Origin of the sequence: Izhakiella australiensis, from assembly GCF_002006995.1 — a bacterium.
Classification (GTDB): domain Bacteria; phylum Pseudomonadota; class Gammaproteobacteria; order Enterobacterales; family Enterobacteriaceae; genus Izhakiella; species Izhakiella australiensis.
This window is the reverse complement of record NZ_MRUL01000026.1, coordinates 18569-39097: the sequence shown is the minus strand read 5'-3', so window position 1 is coordinate 39097 and position 20529 is coordinate 18569. Positions and strand designations below refer to the sequence as shown.

Genomic DNA, 20529 nt, shown 5'->3' with positions numbered 1-20529 from the left:
TGCCTGGCGGCACTAGCGCGGTGGTCCCACCTGACCCCATGCCGAACTCAGAAGTGAAACGCCGTAGCGCCGATGGTAGTGTGGGGTCTCCCCATGCGAGAGTAGGGAACTGCCAGGCATCATATAAGACCACCCGGTGACGCGGGATGGGAGAAACACCTGAAGTCGCGCAATAAGCGGCATCAGTACAGAATCGGTGGAGCGGTAGTTCAGTTGGTTAGAATACCTGCCTGTCACGCAGGGGGTCGCGGGTTCGAGCCCCGTCCGTTCCGCCACTTTATACAAGCCCTGACAGAAATGTCAGGGCTTTTTTTTATCTTTGGCGGCGGCGCTTACCGCTTCCAGGGCTGCTTTTCAATGTAATCGTATAAAAAGTCAATAAACACGCGGATACGTGGACTTACTGAACGGTCACTATAATAAACCGCGTGAAAAGGCATCTCCTCTGGCACCGTCCGATCGGGCAGGATCTGGACCAGCGTCCCTTCGGCAATTTCTTTATCCACCATAAACTCAGAAAGGCAGGCGATACCGTTACCGGTCAGGCAGAGCTGCTTTAGGGTTTCTCCGCTGTTCGCTGAGGAGCCTGGTGGGATGGTGAAAAAACGATTATCGGCGGTTTTTACTGGCCAGCGATTAAGGCGTGCCGTTTCGATAAACGCCAGGCAATCATGCGTGCTGAGATCTTCTACTCGCTGTGGCATGCCGCGTTCGGCAATGTACGCCGGCGCAGCAACGATGCGACGATGGCTGATAAACAGCGGCCGGGCACGTAAAGTCGAATCATCCAGATTACCGGCACGAATGGCAATATCGACTTTACGCTCAATCAGATTGATAAAGCTTTCAGAAGAAACCAGAGAAAGCGTCATACCAGGATAACGCGAGAGAAAGGGTTTAATCATCGGCATTAACAAATGCAGAATAACCGGGGTCGAGGCATCAATACGTAAGTCTCCCCGGGGCGAGTGCTGGTCGCCAATGATTTCCTCTTCCGCCTCGCTCATCTCCTGCAATACTTTCTGTACACGGCGGAAGTATCGTTCGCCTTCCTGCGTCAGGCTGAGTTGACGCGTCGTCCGGTTAAGTAAGGATACGCCGAGCTTGGTTTCCAGCTTTTTTACTGCCCGACTGACCACCGAAGTAGCAACATCTAATTGTTCAGCTGCCCGGCTGAAGCTACCGTTTTCAACGACGGTGACAAACAGCAATAGATCATCTGAGGTGGCGCGCACTATTGCTCCTTAAACAAAGATAGATGTTAACTTTTGCTATATAAGTATTAAAACACGTCATGCTACTGCTTGCATGAGCAATTCATGGCGTCATCCGGGACGGCGCATTCGCATTTACTTACGCAGCTTTTCCTGAAAAGCTATGCTGTGAGATTGCAACCCTTGAATAAAATCCTTAACGTAGAAACTTACCGTTGTAAAAGAGGCCAGTAGTAAGTGAATAAAAAGACCTACTCCATGCGTTATACGGCAGGTCAGCCCGCAGAGCGGATCTTCCCGCCTGCGGCACTGTTGCATGTAGGTCAGGCATTATCGCCAGGAGAGCCATTACCAATGCAGCAAACGCTGCGGGTGCTGGTATGGAATATCTTCAAGCAGCAGCGCGCAGACTGGCAGTCAGTGCTGCAAAGCTTTGGTAGAGAGTCCCACCTGGTGCTATTGCAGGAAGCGCAGGCAACCCCTGAGCTGGTGCAGTTTGCTACCGCTAACTATATGGCTGCCGACCAGGTTCCGGCCTTTATGCTGCCGGTACACCCTTCTGGTGTGATGACGCTGGCAGCGGCTCATCCGGTTTACTGCTGCCCATTAATTGAGCGTGAGCCACTTTTACGACTCGCCAAATCTGCGCTTATTACCGCCTACCCGCTGCCCAACGATCAGACGCTGATGGTGGTAAACGTCCACGCGGTTAATTTCAGCCTCGGTATCGATGTATACAGCAAGCAGCTGGGGCCGATCGGCGATCAGGTTATGCATCATAAAGGTCCGGTGATTCTGGCCGGCGATTTTAATGCGTGGAGCCGCCAGCGTATCAATGCGCTGTACCGTTTTGCTCGTGAAATGGGATTAAGAGAAGTGCGTTTTACCGACGATCATCGCCGCAAAGCTTTCGGTCGCCCGCTTGATTTTGTTTTTTACCGGGGAATGAAGGTGGCTGAAGCGGCCGTTCTGGTTACCCGTGCCTCCGATCACAATCCGCTACTAGTCGAATTCTCACCCGGCAAGCCTGAGCTGAATTAACTCGTGCCGGCCTGCCGTTACCGGGCAGGTCAGTCATATCTGCCCTTATTATAAAAGCGTTTTAATTGAAGGAAACAGAGATATGGCAACGCAAAGTCACCACGATAATGTCGATAAACAGTTTGGCGCCCAGGCAAACGCCTACCTGTCCAGTGCGGTACATGCCAGCGGACACGATTTGCTGCGGCTGGCCGAGCGTTTATCAGGAGAAAAAGAGGCCAGGGTACTGGACCTCGGTTGCGGTGCCGGTCATGCCAGCTATGTTGCCGCCCAGCAGGTGAAAGCGGTGGTTGCCTACGATCTGTCGGCGCAGATGTTAGAGGTAGTAAAGAACACCGCGCAGGAGCGTGGTTTCAGCCACCTGACAACCGCTCAGGGTTATGCCGAGGTATTGCCCTTTGAAGACGCTAGTTTCGATATCGTGATTAGCCGTTATTCGGCGCATCACTGGCACGATGTTGGCCGCGCCATGCGTGAAGTCCGTCGCGTTCTGAAACCCCATGGCAAGGTCATATTTATGGATATCAGCTCACCGGGCAATGCGGTTAAAGATGTCTGGCTGTCAACCATCGAAGCGCTGCGTGATACCTCGCATGTGCGTAACTATGCTCCCGGCGAGTGGCTGACGCTGTTTACTGAAGCAGGGCTGACAATCGCTGCACTGCATCAGGGGCGTCTTGAGCTGGAGTTCAGCAGCTGGGTTGCGCGGATGCGTACGCCTGAAGCCATCGTGAATGCTATCCGTGCCTATCAGGATAGTGCGTCAGATGAGGTGAAAGATTACTTTTTACTGCAGTCTGATGGCAGCTTCAGTTCAGATACTATTTTTATTGAAGCGGTAAAAGCCTGATTGGGATAGCCTGGTAAGTGATGTCATAAGAAATTAAGGATGTAAAAAAAGCCAGACTTAGTCTGGCTTTTTTATGTCACAACCGAAGTTAACTTTCGGGAGCCGCGTTACCATTAACATACAGGGTCAGCTTTTCACCCGGCTGGATATTGCCACTGGCTCTGCTGTTCCAACGCATCACGTCTTTGATATTAACCCCATGACGCTTTGCTATGCTGGCGAGGGAATCTCCCCGACGTACCTGATAAGTGATGCTGCTGTTGTCGGCCAGGGAAAGGGCGCTTGCGTTACGACCCACTTTCAGCACCTGACCGGGTTTCAGCATTGCGCTGCGCAGATTGTTGCTGCGTTTCAGCTCGCTGACCGGGACATTCAGTCGTGCAGCGATTGCGGATAAGGTATCGCCTGCGCGGACCTTATAGCTGCCACTGCCACTGTCGTTGTCAGCCAATGCTTTGGTTGGCTGAATGGCGTCGATATCGGCGCTGGCGAGCGACTCGCGCAGCTGATCAACATGCGACTTCGGCACCATAATGTAATGGGGGCCGTTTGGCGCAGTTTCACTGGTTTTGTAGCCGCTATTAAAGTTCTTCAGCTTCGTTAGCGACATACCGGCCATTTCGGCAACCTGAGTCAGTTTGAGCTGCTGGCCGACATCAACCCGCGCCAGGGCGCGACTTTCATCAGCCGTAGGCAAACGCACGCCGTAGCGGCGATTATCCTTAAGGATTTCACTCAGTGCCAGCATCTTAGGCACGTAAATGGTGGTTTCCCGTGGCAGCGACAGATGCCAGAAATCGGTCGGTTTACCGTGCGCTTTGTTGTATTTGATGGCGTTTAGCACGCGCCCTTCGCCGCTGTTATAGGCAGCAACGGTTAGCAGCCAGTCGCCATCAAACATTTTATTCATGCGCTGCATCATATCCAGTGCTACACGGGTCGAAGCAACAATGTCGCGTCGGCCATCGTAATACCGGTTCTGCTTCAAACCGTAATTGCGCCCCGTAGAAGGTACAATCTGCCAAATGCCGGCGGCATTGGAAGCAGAAGTAGCCCTGGGGTTAAAAGCGCTCTCCACTATGGGTAGTAGTACTAGTTCCATCGGCATCTTACGTTTCTTAATCTGCTCGACTATCCAGTACATATACGGCTCTGCCCGTAATGTTACATCGTGGAGATAGCTCTTATTTCTTAAATAATTTACTCGTTGTGCGCGGATCCGGGGGTTATCCGGAACCTTCATCTTCAGCCCATCACGGATTAAGGCCCATAAATCGCTGTCCTTGGTCAGGTTGGTTCCATCATCCTGCCATCGTGGGGACAACATACGATCCTGGGATTGCCCTTTTTCTCCTGGCGAAGACAAACTCTGTGCATGCTGGTCTGGAACGTTGGCGTCATGTCCTGACGCCTGGCACCCAACCAACAAGACCGAGGCGAGAAGTATCGCTTTAGCCTTCATGTGTGTGTCAACAGTTCGCTTAAAAGACGAGCAATAATACGTGGGGTATTAGCACAATACAACCTGTATTATCAAAAATGGTCCTTCTTAGCGCGTAAAACAGCGAAAATTTGCTCAGGTTGACTGTTGGTATACTTAACCTTTAGTTTGTTTTTTAATTCAACGAGTTGTGACATTAAAAAAACATTAATTTGTCGCTCATGTTGCAGGGTTGTTGGTAAAGTTATCTGATTTTCTGCCCGCATTGCTTTAATTTCATCGTAATAGTCAGCTATTTTCTGGTTTTCCGGCCATATTGCTTTAGCAAAGGTCATATTTGACAGCGTGTATTCATGCGCGCAGCAAATTAGCGTTTCGTCCGGAAGTTGGTTAATTGTTTGAAAAGACTGATACATTTGTTTCGGTGTGCCTTCAAACAGCCGGCCGCATCCGCCGGAAAACATGGTATCTCCACAAAAGAGATAAGGATTACTGAAATATGAGATGTGTCCTAAAGTGTGGCCCGGGGTGTGAATAACGCGAAACTCACGATCGCCAAAGGGCACGCTGTCGCCCTCTGCGACAATGTTATCTGCCCCTTTATTCGCCGTTTCTACCGGACCAAAGACGGTTATTTCGGGGTATTTTTGTCGTAGCGCTTTTACGCCGCCAACATGATCGTGATGATGGTGGGTGAGCAGGATAGATTGCGCGACAAGCTGATGTTGCGTCAGGTAGTCAATCACCGGCTCCGCTTCGCCGGGGTCAACAATCAGCGTATTGCCCGCCTCATCATGCAGTAACCAGATGTAGTTGTCTGATAGCGCTGGAACCGGAATAAGATGCATAATCACTTCTCTCAGGCTGAATGAAAATTAATGGTAGAGCATGAAACCCGCTAAGATACGTCAGATCAGTGCAACGCCCAATTCCTGGAACGATATGCTCTGGGGAGAACACTATCGTGATGCACTTGCTATGCATCTCAAGCCCTGTCTGACAAAGCTCTATGGTTTTCACTTTCTGAAGGTTGGTCACCTCAGTGCGGAGCTTGCCACTGACGACTGTCCGATTTCACATCAGGTTAACGTCGCTCTGCAAGGGGATAATATCCAGGTGCAGGCCGATCCGCTGCATCTGCCGTTTGAGAGCAAGTCAGTCGATGCCTGCCTGCTCGCTCACACGCTGTCATGGAGCCACGATCCGCATCGTATCCTGCGCGAGGTCGATCGGGTACTTATTGATGACGGCTGGCTGATTATTACCGGCTTTAATCCCATCAGTATGCTGGGAATGGGGAAGCTTCTGCCGGGATTACACCGGCGTATTCCCTGGAATAGCCGCATGTTCAGCCAGATGCGCTTACTGGACTGGCTTAGTCTGCTTAATTATGAACTGGTGCAACGCGGCGGATTTCAGGTGCTGCCCTGGCGCAAGCAGGGCGGTAAAGTTATCAGCAAGCATCTGCCCGCTCTCGGCTGCCTGACGATTATGGTTGCGCGCAAGCGTACGCTACCGCTAACCATGAATCCGGCGCGCAAAGCATCGGGAAAAACCCAGCTGCGGCCGGTGATTGGCGCAACGCAGCACTATCGCCAGAATGGTAAGGATCAGGCATCGGGGCGATAGCCGGTATCCTCTCCGGTTGGATTAGCGGCCGCATTACGGGCCAGCTCATCACAGCGCTCGTTTTCAGGATGCCCGGCATGGCCTTTAACCCACTCCCATTGAATTTTATGTGAGTGCAGTGCTGCATCAAGCCGTTGCCAGAGGTCGACATTTTTAACCGGTTTTTTTTCCGCCGTTTTCCAGCCGCGTTTTTTCCAGTTATGGATCCAGCTGGTAATCCCCTGGCGAACATACTGGCTGTCGGTGCTGAGAACCACCTGGCAGGGCTCCTTCAGCGCCTCCAGCGCCACTATCGCGGCCATCAGCTCCATGCGATTATTGGTTGTTAGTCGATAACCGGCACTGAAAAGCTTTTCGTGCTGTTGATAGCGTAGAATGGCACCATAACCCCCCGGCCCGGGATTACCGAGGCAGGAGCCGTCGGTGAAAATTTCTACCTGCTTAACCATCTCTGGTAGACTCTCCAATAATAAAACCCCAAGTCTGACATAATGAGCGCTATGAGCACAGCAAATACACGGCAGATTGTTCTTGATACCGAAACCACCGGTATGAACATGATCGGTGTCCATTACGAAGGACACCGGGTCATTGAAATTGGCGCCGTGGAAGTGGTTAATCGCCGCCTGACGGGCAATAACTTTCATATCTATCTGAAGCCCGATCGACTTATCGATCCGGAAGCCTTCGGCGTTCATGGTATTGCCGATGAGTTCCTGCTTGATAAGCCGGTTTTTGCCGATGTGGTTGATGATTTCCTCGAGTATATCCGCGGCGCTGAGCTGGTCATTCACAACGCATCGTTTGATATCGGCTTCCTTGATTACGAACTTTCGCTGCTCAAGCGTGATGACGGAAAGCTTGAAAGCATTTGTCGCGTAACCGATAGCCTGGCGATGGCGCGTAAGCTGTTCCCCGGCAAGCGCAACAGCCTGGATGCACTTTGCAACCGTTACGAAATCGATAACAGCAAGCGAACCCTGCACGGGGCGTTACTTGACTCCGAAATCCTGGCTGAAGTTTTCCTCGCCATGACCGGCGGCCAAACCTCGCTGGCATTCTCGATGGAGGGGGACAATCAGCAGGCAAATCAGGGAGAGACCATCCAGCGCGTTGTACGCCCGCAGTCGGGGCTACGGGTTATTGCTGCTTCCGAGGAAGAGATTGTTGCCCACGAGTCGCGGCTTGATCTGGTAATGAAAAAAGGGGGAAGCTGCCTGTGGCGCGCCTAAACGACGGAAAAGTCGTTATAAAACGCCAGGGCGCTGAAATTTCAGCCGGTTAATCCGTTTCGCAGCAAAAAGCGTTGACGCCAGCGGGGCATGCTTTTAATATTCGCCTCGTTCCCGACGGGGAGCACAGCGCGGAGCGGTAGTTCAGTTGGTTAGAATACCTGCCTGTCACGCAGGGGGTCGCGGGTTCGAGCCCCGTCCGTTCCGCCAAAATTATTCCGGGAGGCTTCAGAGCGTCCTGAGAAGGAAAAGACCGCATCGCTTACCAGGCAATGCGGTTTTTTTTCGCCTTCCGGCAGGGCGTCGACTCTCTGACGACAAGCTGCTGTAAACCTCATCCTGCTTGTCGCGAAATTATCAAAACCTCTCTGTAGCGCAGGTTTATCCCGCTGACGTTAAACGCGCTGTACACGGCGGCGCCGCAGGGTAAAAATAAACGGGCAGACAAAAAATCAGGTTGTGGTTTAGGCCCGGGGCGAGCAAGATGCCGGAAAAACGGGCATAATCTGTCGCTAATCGCCGCTTCCGGTTCCGCCGATCGCAGGGCGCTGAACGGGGGTAAAACAAGTCCGGCTGTCTGTCGCGGTTATCATCAGCGTTGCCCACTGCGCGACGCTAAAATTCCATCAGGTTTTCCCGACGGCTTGTCGGTTATAAGGATCTTCACAATGTCACGGATACGCATTCAGGTTATTAATCCCAATACTTGTCAGGCGATGACGAAAACCATTGGCATGGCTGCTCAGGCGGCGGCCGGGCCGGATAGCGAAATTCTGGCGGTCTGTCCGTCAGAAGGCGTGCCTTCAATTGAGGGCCATTTCGACGAGGCTATCGCGGCGGTTGGCGTGCTTGAGCAGATAAAAATCGGTCGTGAGCAGGGCGTGGACGGTCATATCATCGCCTGTTTTGGCGATCCGGGTCTGATGGCGGCGCGTGAACTGGCCCAGGCGCCGGTGATTGGCATCGCCGAAGCGGCGATGCACATGGCAACGCTGGTATCGACGCGCTTTTCCATCGTCACCACGCTGCCGCGCACGCTGATTATTGCGCGTCATTTGCTACAGCTTTACGGCTTCAGCCATCACTGTGCGGCGCTGCACGCTATCGATCTCCCGGTGCTGACGCTGGAAGATGGTAGCGGCGCAGCCCAGCGCAAAGTACGTGAGCGTTGCATGCAGGCGATCAAAGAAGATGGCTGCGGCGCTATTGTGCTGGGCTGCGGCGGCATGGCCGATTTAGCTCGCGCGCTGACCCTGGAGCTGGGCGTGCCGGTTATCGACGGCGTCAGCGCGGCGGTAAAAATGGTGGAGTCGCTGGCTGAGCTTGGCCTTTCCACCAGCAAGCTTGGCGACCTGGCTTACCCTGAATCTAAGCCGCTGAGCGGCAAATTCCAGGTTTTCAACCCTTAAAGATCATCCTGAAAGCAAGCTAAGCGAACAGACATGTCTCTTTAATCAACACTATCCGCACGCGCAATGGAGTGCCAACAGACGTGCATTGATGCATGGCCAGAGCCAGCCGTAGCGGTCTGAACTAACAGAAAGGAACCATAAATGGATATCACTCACTCTCGCCAAATCAACCCGCCCCAGCGCTTACTGATGGGACCGGGACCGGTAAATGCCGATCCGCGCGTACTGCGGGCAATGTCAAGCCAGCTTATTGGCCAATACGATCCGGCAATGACCCATTATATGAATGAAGTCATGGCGCTTTACCGTGGAGTATTCTGTACCGATAACCGCTGGACAATGCTGATTGACGGCACCTCGCGCGCCGGCATTGAAGCCATTTTGCTGTCGGCTATCCGGCCTGGCGATAAGGTTCTGGTACCGGTTTTTGGCCGTTTTGGCCACCTGCTGTGTGAAATCGCCCGCCGTTGCAGGGCCGAGGTACATACGATTGAAGTGCCGTGGGGGCAGGTGTTTACCCCCGACCAGATTGAAAGCGCGATTAAAACCATTCGCCCGCGTATGCTGCTGACGGTACAGGGCGACACCTCAACCACGATGCTGCAGCCGCTGGCTGAACTTGGTGAAATCTGCCGGCGCTATGACGTGCTGTTTTATACCGATGCAACAGCGTCTATCGGCGGCAACGAGCTGAAAACCGATGTCTGGGGGTTGGATGCGGTCTCTGCGGGGATGCAGAAGTGCCTCGGCGGGCCTTCCGGTACCTCGCCCATTACCCTCAGTGGCAGAATGGAAGCAGAAATACGCCGGCGTAAGTGTGTGGAAGAGGGCATACGCACCAGTGCGCATCGCAACGGCGATGATGAGATGATCTACTCCAACTATTTTGATCTCGGCATGGTGATGGATTACTGGGGGCCGGAGCGCCTCAATCACCATACGGAGGCTACCTCAGCGCTGTTCGGCGCGCGCGAATGCGCCCGTTTGATCCTGCAAGAAGGCGTTGATAACGGCATTGCTCGCCACAAACTTCACGGTGAGGCGCTGCTGAAGGGCATCCAGGCGATGGGGTTAGAAACCTTTGGCGATCTGAACCATAAAATGAATAACGTGCTCGCCGTGCTGATCCCGGCAGGCATTGATGGCGAGCAGGTGCGGGATTTGTTGCTTAACGATTTTGCCATTGAAATCGGTACCTCCTTCGGGCCGCTGCATGGCAAAGTGTGGCGCATTGGCTCTATGGGATATAACGCGCGTAAAGATTGCGTGATGACCACCCTGAGCGCGCTGGAGTCGGTACTGAACTACCTGAAGTTCCGCAGCGTGCAGGGCGCCGCGATGCAGGCGGCCTGGGATCATTACCATCATGAGGGCGCGGTGTGAGCCGGCACAGCGTGGTGAATCGCCAGATTCGCCGACCTGCGGGCTGAGCCGCGCGGGTTTTCGCGCCAGAGGCCAACGGCGCCGGGAGCGCCGTTGGTTGATATTCAGAGCGTAAAGCTGTCGGCGTCGCGCCAGGCGGGGAAGCGGGTGCGATAGTCGCTAAGCGTTTCCAGTGACAGCCCGGCATCAAGCCGTGCTGGCTGGTGCGGCTGCGCGCTGGCGAGAATCTCGCCCTGCGGGCTGATTATCAGGCTGTCTCCGCTGTAGTTTAGCTGGTTGCCGTCGCTGCCTACCCGATTGCAGCCCATGACGTACGCCTGGTTTTCAATCGCGCGTGCCAGCAGCAGCGTCTGCCAGTGGTGAGCGCGGGCGGCAGGCCAGTTGGCCACGTACAGCGCCAGATCGTAGTCACTGCGGTTGCGGGCAAATACCGGAAAGCGCAGGTCGTAGCAGATTTGCGGCAAAATACGCCAGCCGCGCCATTCGATTATTTCCCGCCGTTCGCCGGCCTGATAGTGCTTATGCTCTTCGCCCATGCGAAACAGGTGGCGCTTGTCATAGCGGTGGACCTTACCGCCGGGTTCGACCAGCAGAAAGCGGTTCACGGCGCCTTTTTCCGTCTGAATAGCCGCGCTACCCGCCAGCAGCGCATGGCTGCGCCGGGCGTGGTCTTGCAGCCATTCAATAACCTGCGCTTCAGGCAGCGAATTTTGCGCCGCTTCCATGGCAAAGCCGGTGGTGAACATTTCCGGCAGTACAATCAGGTCGCGCGCGGCGATATCCTTCAGCAGGGTATCAAAGTGGCGCAGGTTGGCTTCGCCATCCATCCACGCCAGCGGTTGTTGCAATAAGGTAACGTTTAGAGTCGACACAGGCGCTCCGCTGCGGCATCCAGCGTGCTTTGCTGTTTGGCAAAGCACAGGCGAATGAGTTTGTGTGGAAAAGCGTCGGCGCAGAACACGGAAAGGGGAATGGCGGCAACCCCGACGTCGGTGGTTAGCCATTCACAGAAGCTGACATCGTCCAGATCCGAGATCGCGCTGTAATCCGCCAGTAAAAAGTAAGTACCTTCACAGGGTAGAAGCTTAAAGCGGCTGGATGCAAGCGAGCGAACAAAATGGTCGCGGCGCGCGCGGTAAAATTCAGGCAGCGTCAGATAGTGCTGCGGCTCGGCGTCAAGCATATCCGCCAGCGCCAGCTGAGCCGGCGTATTTACCGCAAACGTCAGATACTGATGAACTTTACGAATTTCCGCGCTGATTGCCGCTGGCGCAACGCTGTAGCCTACCTTCCAGCCGGTCATATGAAAGGTTTTGCCAAAGGATGACACCACAACGGCCCGCTCGCGTAGCGCCGGGTGCGCCAGCACGCTGTTATGGCCCTGGGGCGCAAAGCAAATGTGCTCATACACTTCATCGCTGAGCACGTAGATTTCCTGCCCGGCAATCGCCTGCCACAGGGCAGCGTAGTCATCGGCCTGCCAGACGGTTGCTGATGGATTGTGCGGCGTATTGAGGATCACCAGCCTTGTGCGTGGCGACAGCAGGGCGCTGAACGCCGCCCAGTCAACGCGAAAGGCGGGCGGTTGCAAGGTCAGACGCTTAATGATACCGCCCGCCAGCTCAATGGCGGGGCCATAGCTGTCGTAGCTCGGATCAAAACAAATGACTTCATCGCCTGGCCGCACCAGTGCGGCAATCGCCGCAAAGAGCGCTTCGGTTGCGCCGGCGGTGACGGTGATCTCACTGTCTTTATCTGGCAGGTAGTCATATAACCGCTGGGTCTTACTGGCAATCGCCGCGCGCAGCGGCGCTACGCCGGTCATCGGGGCGTACTGATTCGCGCCGGAACTAACGTGGTAAGCCAGCCGCTGCTTAAGGTAGTCCGGGCCGTCAAAATCGGGGAATCCTTGCGAAAGATTAATGGCATTGTGCTGCTGTGCCAGCGCGCTCATCCGGGTAAAAATAGTTGTTCCCAGTGCGGGAAGCTTGCTCTGCGGAATCAACGGCGTCTTACTCATGATTATTTCCCTTACTTGCGCGAATAGATGAAAGGCTGTCAGGTTGCCAAATCTTAACATGGTGTTAAGATTTGGCAATCAAGATGCTTAGACGTCCATAATCACAGGCGTTAAACATGGGTACAGCGGCGGAAAATACCATGACAGACGAAACACAACTCACGCAGCTGGTGGCAGCCTGTCACTGGATTGGCGCTAAGGGCTGGGCGCCGGCTACCGGCGGCAATATGTCGCTGCGCCAGGAGGGTCGCTACTGCCTGCTTAGCGAGTCGGGTAAAGACAAGGGCGCGCTGACCGCTGATGACTTTATCCAGGTTGAGATCGCCAGTAATCACGTGCCTTCCGGGCGTAAACCCTCCGCTGAAACCGGCCTGCATACCCTGATTTACCGGCTGTATCCTGAGGCAGGCGCGATTTTGCACACCCATTCGGTCAATGCCACCGTGCTTTCGCGGGTGGAAAAACGGGCTGCTATCCTGTTACAAGGCTACGAAATGCAAAAAACGCTGCGCGAACAGCAGAGCCATCTCGATACCGTCGCAATACCGCTGTTTGATAACGATCAGGACATTAGCGCACTGGCTCAGCGCATTGAGTTTTTCGCTAGCGAAACGCCGATTAAGTGGGGGTTTTTACTGCGAGGGCACGGCCTGACGTGCTGGGGACGCGACGTAGCCGAGGCTAAACGCCATCTTGAAGGTCTGGAATTTCTGTTCCAGTGTGAATTACAACGTCGACAACTGGAGGCAAAATGATCCGCGCTATTGTGACCGATATTGAGGGCACCACCAGCGACATCCGCTTTGTGCATCAGGTGTTGTTTCCCTATGCGCGTAAGCATCTTGAATCATGGCTGGCGCAGCACCAGCATGAGGACGCGGTCGTGCAGTCCTTAAACGATCTGCGCCAGGAAACTGATCAGCCGCAGGCGACGCAGGCCGAGCTGGTTGCCGTGCTGTATCAGTTTATGGATGAAGACCGCAAATCAACCGCGCTGAAAGCGTTGCAGGGCATGATCTGGCGCGATGGCTATCTGAATGGCGACTTCACCGGCCATCTGTATGCGGATGTGCTGCCCGCCCTGCAAGCCTGGCAGCAGCAAGGCATTAAGCTCTGCGTTTATTCCTCCGGCTCGGTCGCGGCACAGAAGCTGCTGTTCGGCTACAGCGATGCCGGCGATCTCACCGGGCTGTTTAGCGGCTGGTTTGATACCCACGTTGGCGCTAAGCGTGACGTTACATCCTACCGGAACATCCAGCAGCAGCTCGGCCTGGCGCCGCAGGAGTTATTGTTTCTTTCTGATATTAATCAGGAGCTGGATGCCGCCCGCTCAGCAGGCTGGCATACGCTGCAACTGATCCGCGATCGGCTGGACACTGACAGCAGCCACCGTCAGGTCGCCAGCTTTGCTGAAATTAACCCGGAGTTTTTGCCAACATGAGCGCATTGACGATTTATTCTGATACCGACACCAGCCAGCCGCAGTGGCACAGCGTTGATGCTGAGGAAATCCGCCGGCAGCTGGCGACAAAAGGGGTTCGCTTTGAGCGCTGGCAGGCGGACCGCGATCTCGGCGCCGCGCCTGACTCCGACACCGTACTGGCGGCCTATCAACATGCTATCGATCGGCTGGTGGCCGAAAAGGGCTACCAGAGCTGGGACGTAATCAGCATGCGCGCCGACAATCCGCAGAAAGAAACGCTGCGCAGCAAGTTTCTTGCCGAACATACCCACGGTGAGGACGAGGTGCGCTTTTTCGTTGAGGGCGCCGGTCTGTTTTGCCTGCATCTTGACGGCGAGGTCTATCAGATCCTGTGCGAAAAAAACGATCTTATATCCGTGCCGGCCGGTACGGCGCACTGGTTTGATATGGGCTCCGAGCCGCACTTCACCGCGATTCGTATTTTCGACAACCAGGAGGGCTGGGTTGCCCGCTTCACCGGCGATAACATCGCCGACGCCTACCCACGGCTGCCCTGAGGCCAGAGGGCGATAATCCGCTACCCTTCGGCAGCCCGAAGACGTCGTCAGCCTGAAACCACCCGCAGCGCCAACGCTGCGGGTTTTCGCCTTCAGCGCGAGGCGGGCTGGAAAATACCGGCCTGCACCTGTTCCGGCGTTACCACTCCGCTGTCCAGCACCCAGCCGCTAATCAGCGGCGCCGGGGTAACGTCAAATGCCGGGTTCCAGACGTCGATATCCTGCGGCGCCCACTGCACCGCGCCGAAGCTGCCAGCAACGCCGGTAATCTCAGCCGCTGCGCGCTGTTCAATCGGTATCGCCGCGCCGTTCGGGCAGTCTGAATCCAGCGTGGTATGTGGCGCTGCAACGTAAAATGGGACGTCGTGATAACGGGCCAGCACCGCCAGGCTGTAAGTGCCTATCTTATTGGCGACGTCTCCGTTCGCCGCAATACGGTCGGCGCCGACCCAGACGGCGTCAACCTGCTTTTGCGCCATCAAGGCTGCCGCCATCGAATCGCAGATCAGCCGGCAGGGGATCCCCAGCTCGCTTAACTCCCAGGCGGTAAGACGGCCTCCCTGTAGCAGCGGACGGGTTTCATCAACCCAGACGTTTTGCACCTTGCCCTGCTGCCAGCCTGCGGCGATCACCCCCAAAGCGGTACCGACACCGGCCGTGGCTAAACCCCCGGTATTGCAATGGGTCAGCAGACGGCTGCCGGGCGTAATTAACGCGCTTCCCGCCCGGGCGATGCTATCGCACAGCGCCCGGTCCTCGGCCACCAGTCGTAGCGCTTCCTCCGCCATGGCGCTGGCATACTGGGGAGCGGCCAGCGCGCGCTTCATGCGATCAAGATTGTTCATCAGGTTAACGGCGGTGGGGCGGGAGGCGCGCAGCAGTTCCAGCGCCTGCGCCAGCTCTGGCTGCGTCATGCCCTGTTCTGCCAGCAGCGCCAGCAGCAGGCTGGCGGAGAGGCCGATAAGCGGCGCTCCGCGCACTCGCAGCGCTTTTATATGCTCAACCAGCGTGGCTGCGTCGGGGGTCGGGCACCAGTTTTTTTGCTGCGGTAGCGCCTGCTGGTCGAGTATCCACAGCTGGTTGTCGCGGATTTGCAGGCTGGTGGTGGTTAAGGTCTGCATAGTTAATTCCGTGTTGCGTTGGTGTGTACTATTGTGCCAGGATGCTTTTCAGCTGTATAGACGTCTGAACGTCTTATAACGATTTTGAAGAGGATCAGCATATGGCGCAATATCGCACTTTCACCGCTGCAGATGCCGTTGAATACGCCCGCCAGCATGCCGGACTGGCCGATGCGCAGTCGCTGGTGGATGCGCAGGAAGTGGGTGATGGCAATCTGAATCTGGTATTTCGCATTTTTGACCGCCAGGGCGTCAGTCGGGTGGTGGTCAAGCAGGCGCTGCCCTATGTTCGCTGCGTAGGCGAATCCTGGCCGCTGACGCTCGATCGCGCCAGACTCGAAGCGGAAACGCTGCTGGTTCACGGACAGCACTGCGGTGAACATACGGTAAAAATTTTGCATTATGATGCGCAGCTGGCGGTGATGGTAATGGAAGACCTCTCCAACCTTCATATCTGGCGCCGCGAACTGGTGCAGGGGCATTATCATCCGCAGGCCGCCGCTCAGCTCGGCCGTTATCTGGCACAAACGCTATTTTATACCTCTGATTTTCACCAGCATCCTCATGAGAAAAAGGCCCAGGTGGCGCGCTTTATTAATCCGCAGATGTGTGAGATCACCGAGGATCTGTTTTTTAACGATCCCTATCAGCAGCATCAGCGGAACAGCTATCCGCCTGCGCTGGAGGCCACCGTCGCGGCACTGCGTGATGATGACCAGCTGAGAACGGCGGTGGCGGCACTTAAACATGCTTTTTTTAGCCACGCGGAAGCCCTGCTGCACGGCGATATTCACAGCGGTTCGATTTTCGTTGGTGACGGACAGCTGAAGGCCATTGACGCCGAATTTGGCTATTACGGGCCGATAGGTTTTGACGTTGGAACGGCTATCGGCAACCTGCTGCTTAACTACTGTGGGCTGCCGGGATTGCTGCCACCGCGCGAGGCGGCGGATGCGCGCGAGCAGCGGTTGCAGGATGTGAAAATCGTCTGGCAGCAATTTGCCGACCAGTTCCTCGCGCTGGTCGCAGAAAAAACCCGCGATTATGCGCTGGCCTGGCCGGGTTACGCGGCGCAATTTCTGCAAAAAGTTCTGGCGGATGCCATTGGCTACTGTGGCACTGAGCTTATCCGGCGCACGGTCGGCATGGCCCACGTCGCCGACCTGGAAGATATTGCTGATGACGCGATGCGCGATGCCTGCATTGAACAGGCGATTAATCTCGGTAAAGTGCTGATCCTCGCCGCGCACCACGTTGAAAATATCGACGCCTTAATTGCCCGCATTCGTCAGAACGGCTGACTTCTGATGCAGGCCGCCAGCTAGCGGCCTGCGCCCACAGAACGCTCTTCGGCCGACTGATTTAGCCGACTAAACGCTTCTCCTGCCTGATGTTGATGGTCAATCCGTCACCGGCCTTCTATGACGATCTTTCTGCCCGATACAACGCCATACTGGCCGCCGGCGATCGCCAGCGGCGGCAAACGCGCGAGCGTGATTGTTGTCGGTAATCTGCATTACGCCGCCTCCAGGCGGCCATATTGAAAAGTGATAGTGTGAAATCGATCGCATCTAAATGGCGAAAAATTTGTCAGATTTAATTAGTCCTAACTTAGGATTAATTAATTTCACCCGGTCGGAGAACCGGGTTGCCCTTCCCACGGAGCTCGCCATAACGCATCCGGCAGCAGCCGGAGTGAATAAATTCTGAAACACGGGGTTGGCAATGAACGCTCTTGATTATCTGGTAATGGCGCTGTACGCGCTGATGATAGTATTTATCACGCTCTGGGCGATGCGCAGGGTCGGCAGTACCAAAGATTTTTTCGCCGCCGGCGGCAAAATGCCCTGGTGGCTTTCCGGCGTGTCTCACCATATGTCGGGCTACAGCGCGGCGGTGTTTGTGGCCTACGCGGCGGTGGCCTATCGCAATGGCATCACCATCTATTTCTGGTGGGCGTTCCCTATTGCCGCTGCGGTTCTGCTGGGAGCCTGGCTGTTTGCACCGCGCTGGGCGCGGCTGCGTATTCATATGAATATTGAATCGCCGATGGAGTATCTGGCCACTCGTTATAACGTGCCAACGCAGCAGGTACTGGCCTGGAGCGGCGTATTCCTTAAGCTTTTCGACGTCGGTGCCAAATGGGCGGCAATTGCATTAATTATTAACGTATTCACCGGGCTGGATTTGGTCGCCGGCATCTGTATTTCCGGCGGTCTGAGCCTGTTTTACACCGTCATGGGCGGCCTGTGGGCCGATGCCTGTAACGACTTCGGCCAGTTTGTGGTGCAGTTCGTCGCGGCGCTGGTGATGGTCGGTGCGGTGGCTATCCATCTGGGCGGTTTCGGTGAGCTGTTCACCATCTGGGATCGGCTGCCGGCGCAGCATACGCAGATCATTCAGGAGCCATACACCCTCGGCTTTATTCTGGCTTATTTTGTTATCTATACCCTGAGCTACAACGGCGGCACCTGGAACCTGGCGCAGCGCTTTATCGCCTCGCCGGGCGGCCGTGAGGCGCGTAAAGCCGCGCTGCTGTCTGCGGTGCTTTATCTGATCTGGCCCGTGATTCTGTTCTGGCCGATGTGGGCGGCGCCGATCCTGTTTCCCAACATTGATGATCCCTCGCGGTCATATTCGGTGATGGCGATGTCGCTGCTGCCCAACGGGCTGATTGGGCTGGTGCTGGTGGCCATGTTTACCCACACCCTGTCGATGACCTCGTCTGACGCCAATGCGATTACCGCCGTGGTCACACGCGACATTTTGCCGGTGCTGTTTCCAAAGCGTTTCAGTCGCGGCAAGTCATCGTTGATCGCTGCACGCATCACCGCCACCCTGTTTATTATCGCCACGCTTATCATTGCGCTTAACGCCAGCCGTTTTGGCGGCGTGCTGTCGCTGCTGATTATCTGGTTCGGCGGCCTGGTGGGTCCAATATCCATTCCGATGCTGCTGGGTTTGCTGCCCTGGTTTCGCAAAAGCCATGCGGCGGCGGCGATCCTCTCCTGGGCGGGCGGCGTCGGCACTTTTATGCTGGTGAAGTTTATTCTTACCGGCGTCAGCACCGCAGTACTGGTTGCCAGTCCGGTACTGGTTTCGCTGGTGATTTTCGCCGTGATGGGCTGGCTTTCACCGGTGCCGGCGCGCCCGGAAGTTGAATCGCTGCTGGCGGCGCTGGAAAACGATCCTCCCGCTGATTTAAATGCCACAATGCGCGCAAAAAGGAGAAAAGCATGAGTGCCGATATAACTACGCTGCGCTATGAGCAGCTAAACGTTGAAGTCTTTCCCGACCGCGCCAGCCTGGGCGCCAGGGCTGGCGAACAGGCTGCGAGCTGGCTGCGACAGCGCCTGAGCCAGCAGCCGCAGGTAACCATTATCTTTGCTGCGGCGCCTTCGCAAAATGAGTTTCTCACCACGCTGGCGGCGGCGTCGGACATTGACTGGGCGCGGGTGCGGGCTTTTCACATGGATGAATACCTCGGGCTGCCGGCGGCGGCTGAACAGCGTTTTGCCCGCTATCTGCAAAGCCATTTATTTGATCTGGTCAAGCCCGGCGAGGTGCATCTGATACCGACCGAGGGCGATGCCGATGAAATTTGCCAGGGCTATATCGCGGCGCTTAACGCTCAGCCGCTGGATATGGTTTGCCTTGGCATCGGTGAAAACGGTCACCTGGCATTTAACGATCCGCCGGTGGCTGATTTTCGCGATCCGCAGGCGATGAAGGTGGTCGAACTGGACGAAGCCTGCCGTCAGCAGCAGGTTAACGACGGCTGCTTCGCCGCTATGGATGCGGTGCCGACGCATGCCCTGACGCTGACGATTCCGACTCTGCTGTCGGCCGAGCGTTTATTCTGCATGGTGCCCGGCGCCACTAAACGGCAGGCCGTGCGCGCCACCTTGCTGGAGCCGGTCAGCACGGCGTGTCCGGCCACGATTCTGCGTCAACACCCTGGCTGTACGCTATATACCGATGCGGCGGCCTTTGCCGGAGTGAAACATGACTGAGCGTATTGAAGGCAGGGATGTCGCCAGCGGCGCGCCAATCGCACTGCATATTGAGAACGGCGCGATTGCGGAAATCGTCGCTATCGAAGAGCGTGAGGCGCTGGCATGGCTGGCGCCGGGGCTGGTGGATTTGCAGGTTAACGGCTATGACGGCGTCGATTTTAATCATTTCCCGTTTACCACCGATGGCGTGCGTCACGTAGTACAGCAGCTCTGGCTGCAGGGCGTAACGCGTTTTTTACCGACAGTTATCACCGCCTCCGATGAAGAAATTACCCAGGCCCTCGGCGCGCTGCGCAGCGCCTGTGAGGCGGATGCGGTGATCAATGCCGCAGTGGCCGGCATTCACCTCGAAGGCCCGTTTTTATCACCGCAGGACGGCCCGCGTGGCGCGCATCCCGCCAGCCATATTCAGCCACCCGACTTTACCACTTTCGCGCGCTGGCAGCGCGCCGCCGGCGGTCGCATCCGCCTGCTGACGCTCTCGCCGGAATGGCCGCAAGCGCCGCAGTTTATTGCCCGCTGTGTCGCCAGCGGGGTGACCGTTTCGATTGGTCATACTGCGGCAACGCCGCAGCAGATTGACCAGGCGGTCGCCGCCGGCGCCTCGCTGTCGACCCACCTTGGCAACGGCGCGCATTTGCAGCTGGCGCGCCACCCCAATTACATCTGGTCGCAGCTGGCCCATGATGGCCTCGCCGCCGGGCTGATTGCCGACGGCGACCATTTGCCGGCCGAAGTGCTGAAGGTTTTTCTGCGTGCGAAGGGCAGCCAGGCATTTCTGGTCAGCGATGTCACCTGTTTTGCCGGTATGGCGCCCGGTACTTACGATTCACCCATTGGCGGCAGGGTTATCCTGAGTGAAAATCGTCGGCTGTCGATGGCGCAGAATCCGGCGCTGTTAGCTGGCTCGGCGCGCGGGCTGCTGGATGGCGTCAGCCATCTTTATCGTCACGGGCTGGCAACCATTTCTGAGGCGGTAGCGATGGCCTCGGCGCGTCCGGCCGCGCTGATGGGCCTGGCGCCGGCGGCGCTACGCGTCGGCGCGCCGGCCGATGTTGTCTCGCTGTTAACCGAAGATTCCGGCGGCCTTCATCTGCAAGCCTGCTGGAAAGGAGGAGAAAAAGTCGCTTGCGCTGCGGGCGCACAGGCTGCCAGACTGGTTGCCACTCCAGGTAACGAGTAACACGCCG

At 56.1% G+C, this 20529-nt stretch carries 20 protein-coding genes, 2 tRNA genes and 1 rRNA gene; 16 read left to right on the top strand and 7 right to left on the bottom strand.

The window, feature by feature from the left end; genetic code table 11:
- The first annotated feature begins 2 nt into the window (after nucleotides 1–2).
- Nucleotides 3–118 (top strand): 5S ribosomal RNA (rrf, locus tag BTJ39_RS22030).
- Nucleotides 119–198: 80 nt separating this feature from the next.
- Nucleotides 199–275: transfer RNA gene (locus BTJ39_RS22025), tRNA-Asp, on the top strand.
- A gap of 57 nt (nucleotides 276–332) precedes the next feature.
- On the opposite strand, the gene yafC is transcribed toward BTJ39_RS22025, so the two are convergent.
- Nucleotides 333–1235 (bottom strand): DNA-binding transcriptional regulator YafC, encoded by a 903-nt coding sequence (yafC, locus tag BTJ39_RS22020; RefSeq protein ID WP_078004831.1) that lies wholly within the window; start codon nucleotides 1233–1235, stop codon nucleotides 333–335.
- Nucleotides 1236–1451: 216 nt separating this feature from the next.
- Here yafC and BTJ39_RS22015 point away from each other — a divergent pair, with 216 nt between their 5' ends.
- Both BTJ39_RS22015 and BTJ39_RS22010 read left to right on the top strand, forming a co-directional pair.
- Nucleotides 1452–2255: an endonuclease/exonuclease/phosphatase family protein gene (locus tag BTJ39_RS22015; RefSeq protein WP_078004830.1), complete on the top strand. Its 804-nt coding sequence runs from the start codon at nucleotides 1452–1454 to the stop codon at nucleotides 2253–2255.
- A gap of 82 nt (nucleotides 2256–2337) precedes the next feature.
- Nucleotides 2338–3105 (top strand): class I SAM-dependent methyltransferase, encoded by a 768-nt coding sequence (locus tag BTJ39_RS22010; protein ID WP_078004829.1) that lies wholly within the window; start codon nucleotides 2338–2340, stop codon nucleotides 3103–3105.
- Between the two features lie 88 nt (nucleotides 3106–3193).
- Here BTJ39_RS22010 and mltD read toward each other — a convergent pair whose 3' ends face one another.
- Complete coding sequence (gene mltD, locus BTJ39_RS22005; RefSeq protein WP_078004828.1) at nucleotides 3194–4567, bottom strand: murein transglycosylase D; 1374 nt, start codon at nucleotides 4565–4567, stop codon at nucleotides 3194–3196.
- A gap of 71 nt (nucleotides 4568–4638) precedes the next feature.
- A complete protein-coding gene (gene gloB / locus BTJ39_RS22000; protein ID WP_078004827.1) occupies nucleotides 4639–5394 on the bottom strand; it encodes a hydroxyacylglutathione hydrolase in 756 nt (251 codons plus the stop codon).
- Between the two features lie 40 nt (nucleotides 5395–5434).
- Between gloB and BTJ39_RS21995 the strand changes: the two genes are divergently transcribed.
- The gene (locus BTJ39_RS21995; protein WP_078004826.1) at nucleotides 5435–6175 is read left to right on the top strand and encodes a class I SAM-dependent methyltransferase; all 741 of its coding nucleotides are present in this window, start codon (nucleotides 5435–5437) and stop codon (nucleotides 6173–6175) included.
- On the opposite strand, the gene rnhA is transcribed toward BTJ39_RS21995, so the two are convergent.
- Nucleotides 6157–6624, bottom strand: coding sequence for a ribonuclease HI (gene rnhA / locus BTJ39_RS21990; protein ID WP_078004825.1), 468 nt, complete (start codon nucleotides 6622–6624; stop codon nucleotides 6157–6159). The two genes, BTJ39_RS21995 and rnhA, sit on opposite strands and share 19 nt — an antisense overlap.
- A 51-nt stretch (nucleotides 6625–6675) precedes the next feature.
- On the opposite strand from rnhA, the gene dnaQ reads away from it, so the two are divergent.
- The 4 genes from dnaQ to BTJ39_RS21970 all read left to right on the top strand — a co-directional run bounded on the left by dnaQ (nucleotide 6676) and on the right by BTJ39_RS21970 (nucleotide 10202).
- Entirely contained in the window at nucleotides 6676–7407 is a 732-nt protein-coding gene (gene dnaQ, locus BTJ39_RS21985) for a DNA polymerase III subunit epsilon (RefSeq protein ID WP_078004834.1), read from the top strand.
- 133 nt (nucleotides 7408–7540) lie between these two features.
- Nucleotides 7541–7617, top strand: a tRNA-Asp gene (locus tag BTJ39_RS21980).
- Nucleotides 7618–8075: 458 nt separating this feature from the next.
- Nucleotides 8076–8816: an allantoin racemase gene (gene hpxA / locus BTJ39_RS21975; RefSeq protein ID WP_078004824.1), complete on the top strand. Its 741-nt coding sequence runs from the start codon at nucleotides 8076–8078 to the stop codon at nucleotides 8814–8816.
- Nucleotides 8817–8960: 144 nt separating this feature from the next.
- Nucleotides 8961–10202, top strand: coding sequence for a pyridoxal-phosphate-dependent aminotransferase family protein (locus BTJ39_RS21970; protein ID WP_078004823.1), 1242 nt, complete (start codon nucleotides 8961–8963; stop codon nucleotides 10200–10202).
- 104 nt (nucleotides 10203–10306) lie between these two features.
- On the opposite strand, the gene BTJ39_RS21965 is transcribed toward BTJ39_RS21970, so the two are convergent.
- Nucleotides 10307–11074, bottom strand: a complete 768-nt coding sequence (locus BTJ39_RS21965) for an amidohydrolase (protein ID WP_078004822.1) — start codon at nucleotides 11072–11074, stop codon at nucleotides 10307–10309.
- Nucleotides 11062–12222: a pyridoxal phosphate-dependent aminotransferase gene (locus tag BTJ39_RS21960; protein WP_078004821.1), complete on the bottom strand. Its 1161-nt coding sequence runs from the start codon at nucleotides 12220–12222 to the stop codon at nucleotides 11062–11064. The genes BTJ39_RS21965 and BTJ39_RS21960 overlap by 13 nt, the downstream gene beginning before the upstream one ends.
- A 140-nt stretch (nucleotides 12223–12362) precedes the next feature.
- On the opposite strand from BTJ39_RS21960, the gene BTJ39_RS21955 reads away from it, so the two are divergent.
- Genes BTJ39_RS21955 through BTJ39_RS21945 form a run of 3 tightly spaced genes read left to right on the top strand, consistent with a single transcriptional unit; the run spans nucleotide 12363 to nucleotide 14202 of the window.
- On the top strand, nucleotides 12363–12977 hold the full coding sequence (locus BTJ39_RS21955) for a methylthioribulose 1-phosphate dehydratase (RefSeq protein ID WP_078004833.1): 615 nt from the start codon (nucleotides 12363–12365) through the stop codon (nucleotides 12975–12977).
- Nucleotides 12974–13663 (top strand): acireductone synthase, encoded by a 690-nt coding sequence (mtnC, locus tag BTJ39_RS21950; protein WP_078004820.1) that lies wholly within the window; start codon nucleotides 12974–12976, stop codon nucleotides 13661–13663. Before BTJ39_RS21955 ends, mtnC begins: the two co-directional genes overlap by 4 nt.
- Nucleotides 13660–14202, top strand: coding sequence for a 1,2-dihydroxy-3-keto-5-methylthiopentene dioxygenase (locus BTJ39_RS21945; RefSeq protein WP_078004819.1), 543 nt, complete (start codon nucleotides 13660–13662; stop codon nucleotides 14200–14202). Before mtnC ends, BTJ39_RS21945 begins: the two co-directional genes overlap by 4 nt.
- Before the next feature lie 92 nt (nucleotides 14203–14294).
- Here BTJ39_RS21945 and mtnA read toward each other — a convergent pair whose 3' ends face one another.
- Nucleotides 14295–15323 carry an S-methyl-5-thioribose-1-phosphate isomerase gene (gene mtnA / locus BTJ39_RS21940; RefSeq protein ID WP_078004818.1) on the bottom strand — a complete coding sequence of 343 codons (1029 nt, stop codon included), beginning with the start codon at nucleotides 15321–15323 and terminating at the stop codon, nucleotides 14295–14297.
- 101 nt (nucleotides 15324–15424) lie between these two features.
- Between mtnA and mtnK the strand changes: the two genes are divergently transcribed.
- The 4 genes from mtnK to BTJ39_RS21920 all read left to right on the top strand — a co-directional run bounded on the left by mtnK (nucleotide 15425) and on the right by BTJ39_RS21920 (nucleotide 20522).
- Nucleotides 15425–16624, top strand: coding sequence for an S-methyl-5-thioribose kinase (mtnK, locus tag BTJ39_RS21935; RefSeq protein ID WP_078004817.1), 1200 nt, complete (start codon nucleotides 15425–15427; stop codon nucleotides 16622–16624).
- Nucleotides 16625–17048: 424 nt separating this feature from the next.
- Entirely contained in the window at nucleotides 17049–18563 is a 1515-nt protein-coding gene (locus BTJ39_RS21930; protein ID WP_078004816.1) for a sodium:solute symporter family protein, read from the top strand.
- Nucleotides 18560–19336 carry a glucosamine-6-phosphate deaminase gene (locus BTJ39_RS21925; protein ID WP_096777774.1) on the top strand — a complete coding sequence of 259 codons (777 nt, stop codon included), beginning with the start codon at nucleotides 18560–18562 and terminating at the stop codon, nucleotides 19334–19336. The genes BTJ39_RS21930 and BTJ39_RS21925 overlap by 4 nt, the downstream gene beginning before the upstream one ends.
- Nucleotides 19329–20522 (top strand): N-acetylglucosamine-6-phosphate deacetylase, encoded by a 1194-nt coding sequence (locus BTJ39_RS21920; protein WP_139356396.1) that lies wholly within the window; start codon nucleotides 19329–19331, stop codon nucleotides 20520–20522. Before BTJ39_RS21925 ends, BTJ39_RS21920 begins: the two co-directional genes overlap by 8 nt.
- Nucleotides 20523–20529: the final 7 nt, after the last annotated feature.

Bases quoted from the DNA above. Each gene is read 5' to 3' on its own strand.
- BTJ39_RS21920 (WP_139356396.1), top strand. From the start codon at position 19,329: ATGACTGAGCGTATTGAAGGCAGGGATGTCGCCAGCGGCGCGCCAATC.
- BTJ39_RS21930 (WP_078004816.1), top strand. From the start codon at position 17,049: ATGAACGCTCTTGATTATCTGGTAATGGCGCTGTACGCGCTGATGATA.
- BTJ39_RS21925 (WP_096777774.1), top strand. From the start codon at position 18,560: ATGAGTGCCGATATAACTACGCTGCGCTATGAGCAGCTAAACGTTGAA.
- mtnK (WP_078004817.1), top strand. From the start codon at position 15,425: ATGGCGCAATATCGCACTTTCACCGCTGCAGATGCCGTTGAATACGCC.
- BTJ39_RS21955 (WP_078004833.1), top strand. From the start codon at position 12,363: ATGACAGACGAAACACAACTCACGCAGCTGGTGGCAGCCTGTCACTGG.
- mltD (WP_078004828.1), bottom strand. From the start codon at position 4,567: ATGAAGGCTAAAGCGATACTTCTCGCCTCGGTCTTGTTGGTTGGGTGC.
- BTJ39_RS21995 (WP_078004826.1), top strand. From the start codon at position 5,435: ATGAAACCCGCTAAGATACGTCAGATCAGTGCAACGCCCAATTCCTGG.
- BTJ39_RS21960 (WP_078004821.1), bottom strand. From the start codon at position 12,222: ATGAGTAAGACGCCGTTGATTCCGCAGAGCAAGCTTCCCGCACTGGGA.
- BTJ39_RS21945 (WP_078004819.1), top strand. From the start codon at position 13,660: ATGAGCGCATTGACGATTTATTCTGATACCGACACCAGCCAGCCGCAG.
- BTJ39_RS21970 (WP_078004823.1), top strand. From the start codon at position 8,961: ATGGATATCACTCACTCTCGCCAAATCAACCCGCCCCAGCGCTTACTG.
- BTJ39_RS22010 (WP_078004829.1), top strand. From the start codon at position 2,338: ATGGCAACGCAAAGTCACCACGATAATGTCGATAAACAGTTTGGCGCC.
- rnhA (WP_078004825.1), bottom strand. From the start codon at position 6,624: ATGGTTAAGCAGGTAGAAATTTTCACCGACGGCTCCTGCCTCGGTAAT.
- dnaQ (WP_078004834.1), top strand. From the start codon at position 6,676: ATGAGCACAGCAAATACACGGCAGATTGTTCTTGATACCGAAACCACC.
- hpxA (WP_078004824.1), top strand. From the start codon at position 8,076: ATGTCACGGATACGCATTCAGGTTATTAATCCCAATACTTGTCAGGCG.
- mtnA (WP_078004818.1), bottom strand. From the start codon at position 15,323: ATGCAGACCTTAACCACCACCAGCCTGCAAATCCGCGACAACCAGCTG.
- mtnC (WP_078004820.1), top strand. From the start codon at position 12,974: ATGATCCGCGCTATTGTGACCGATATTGAGGGCACCACCAGCGACATC.
- gloB (WP_078004827.1), bottom strand. From the start codon at position 5,394: ATGCATCTTATTCCGGTTCCAGCGCTATCAGACAACTACATCTGGTTA.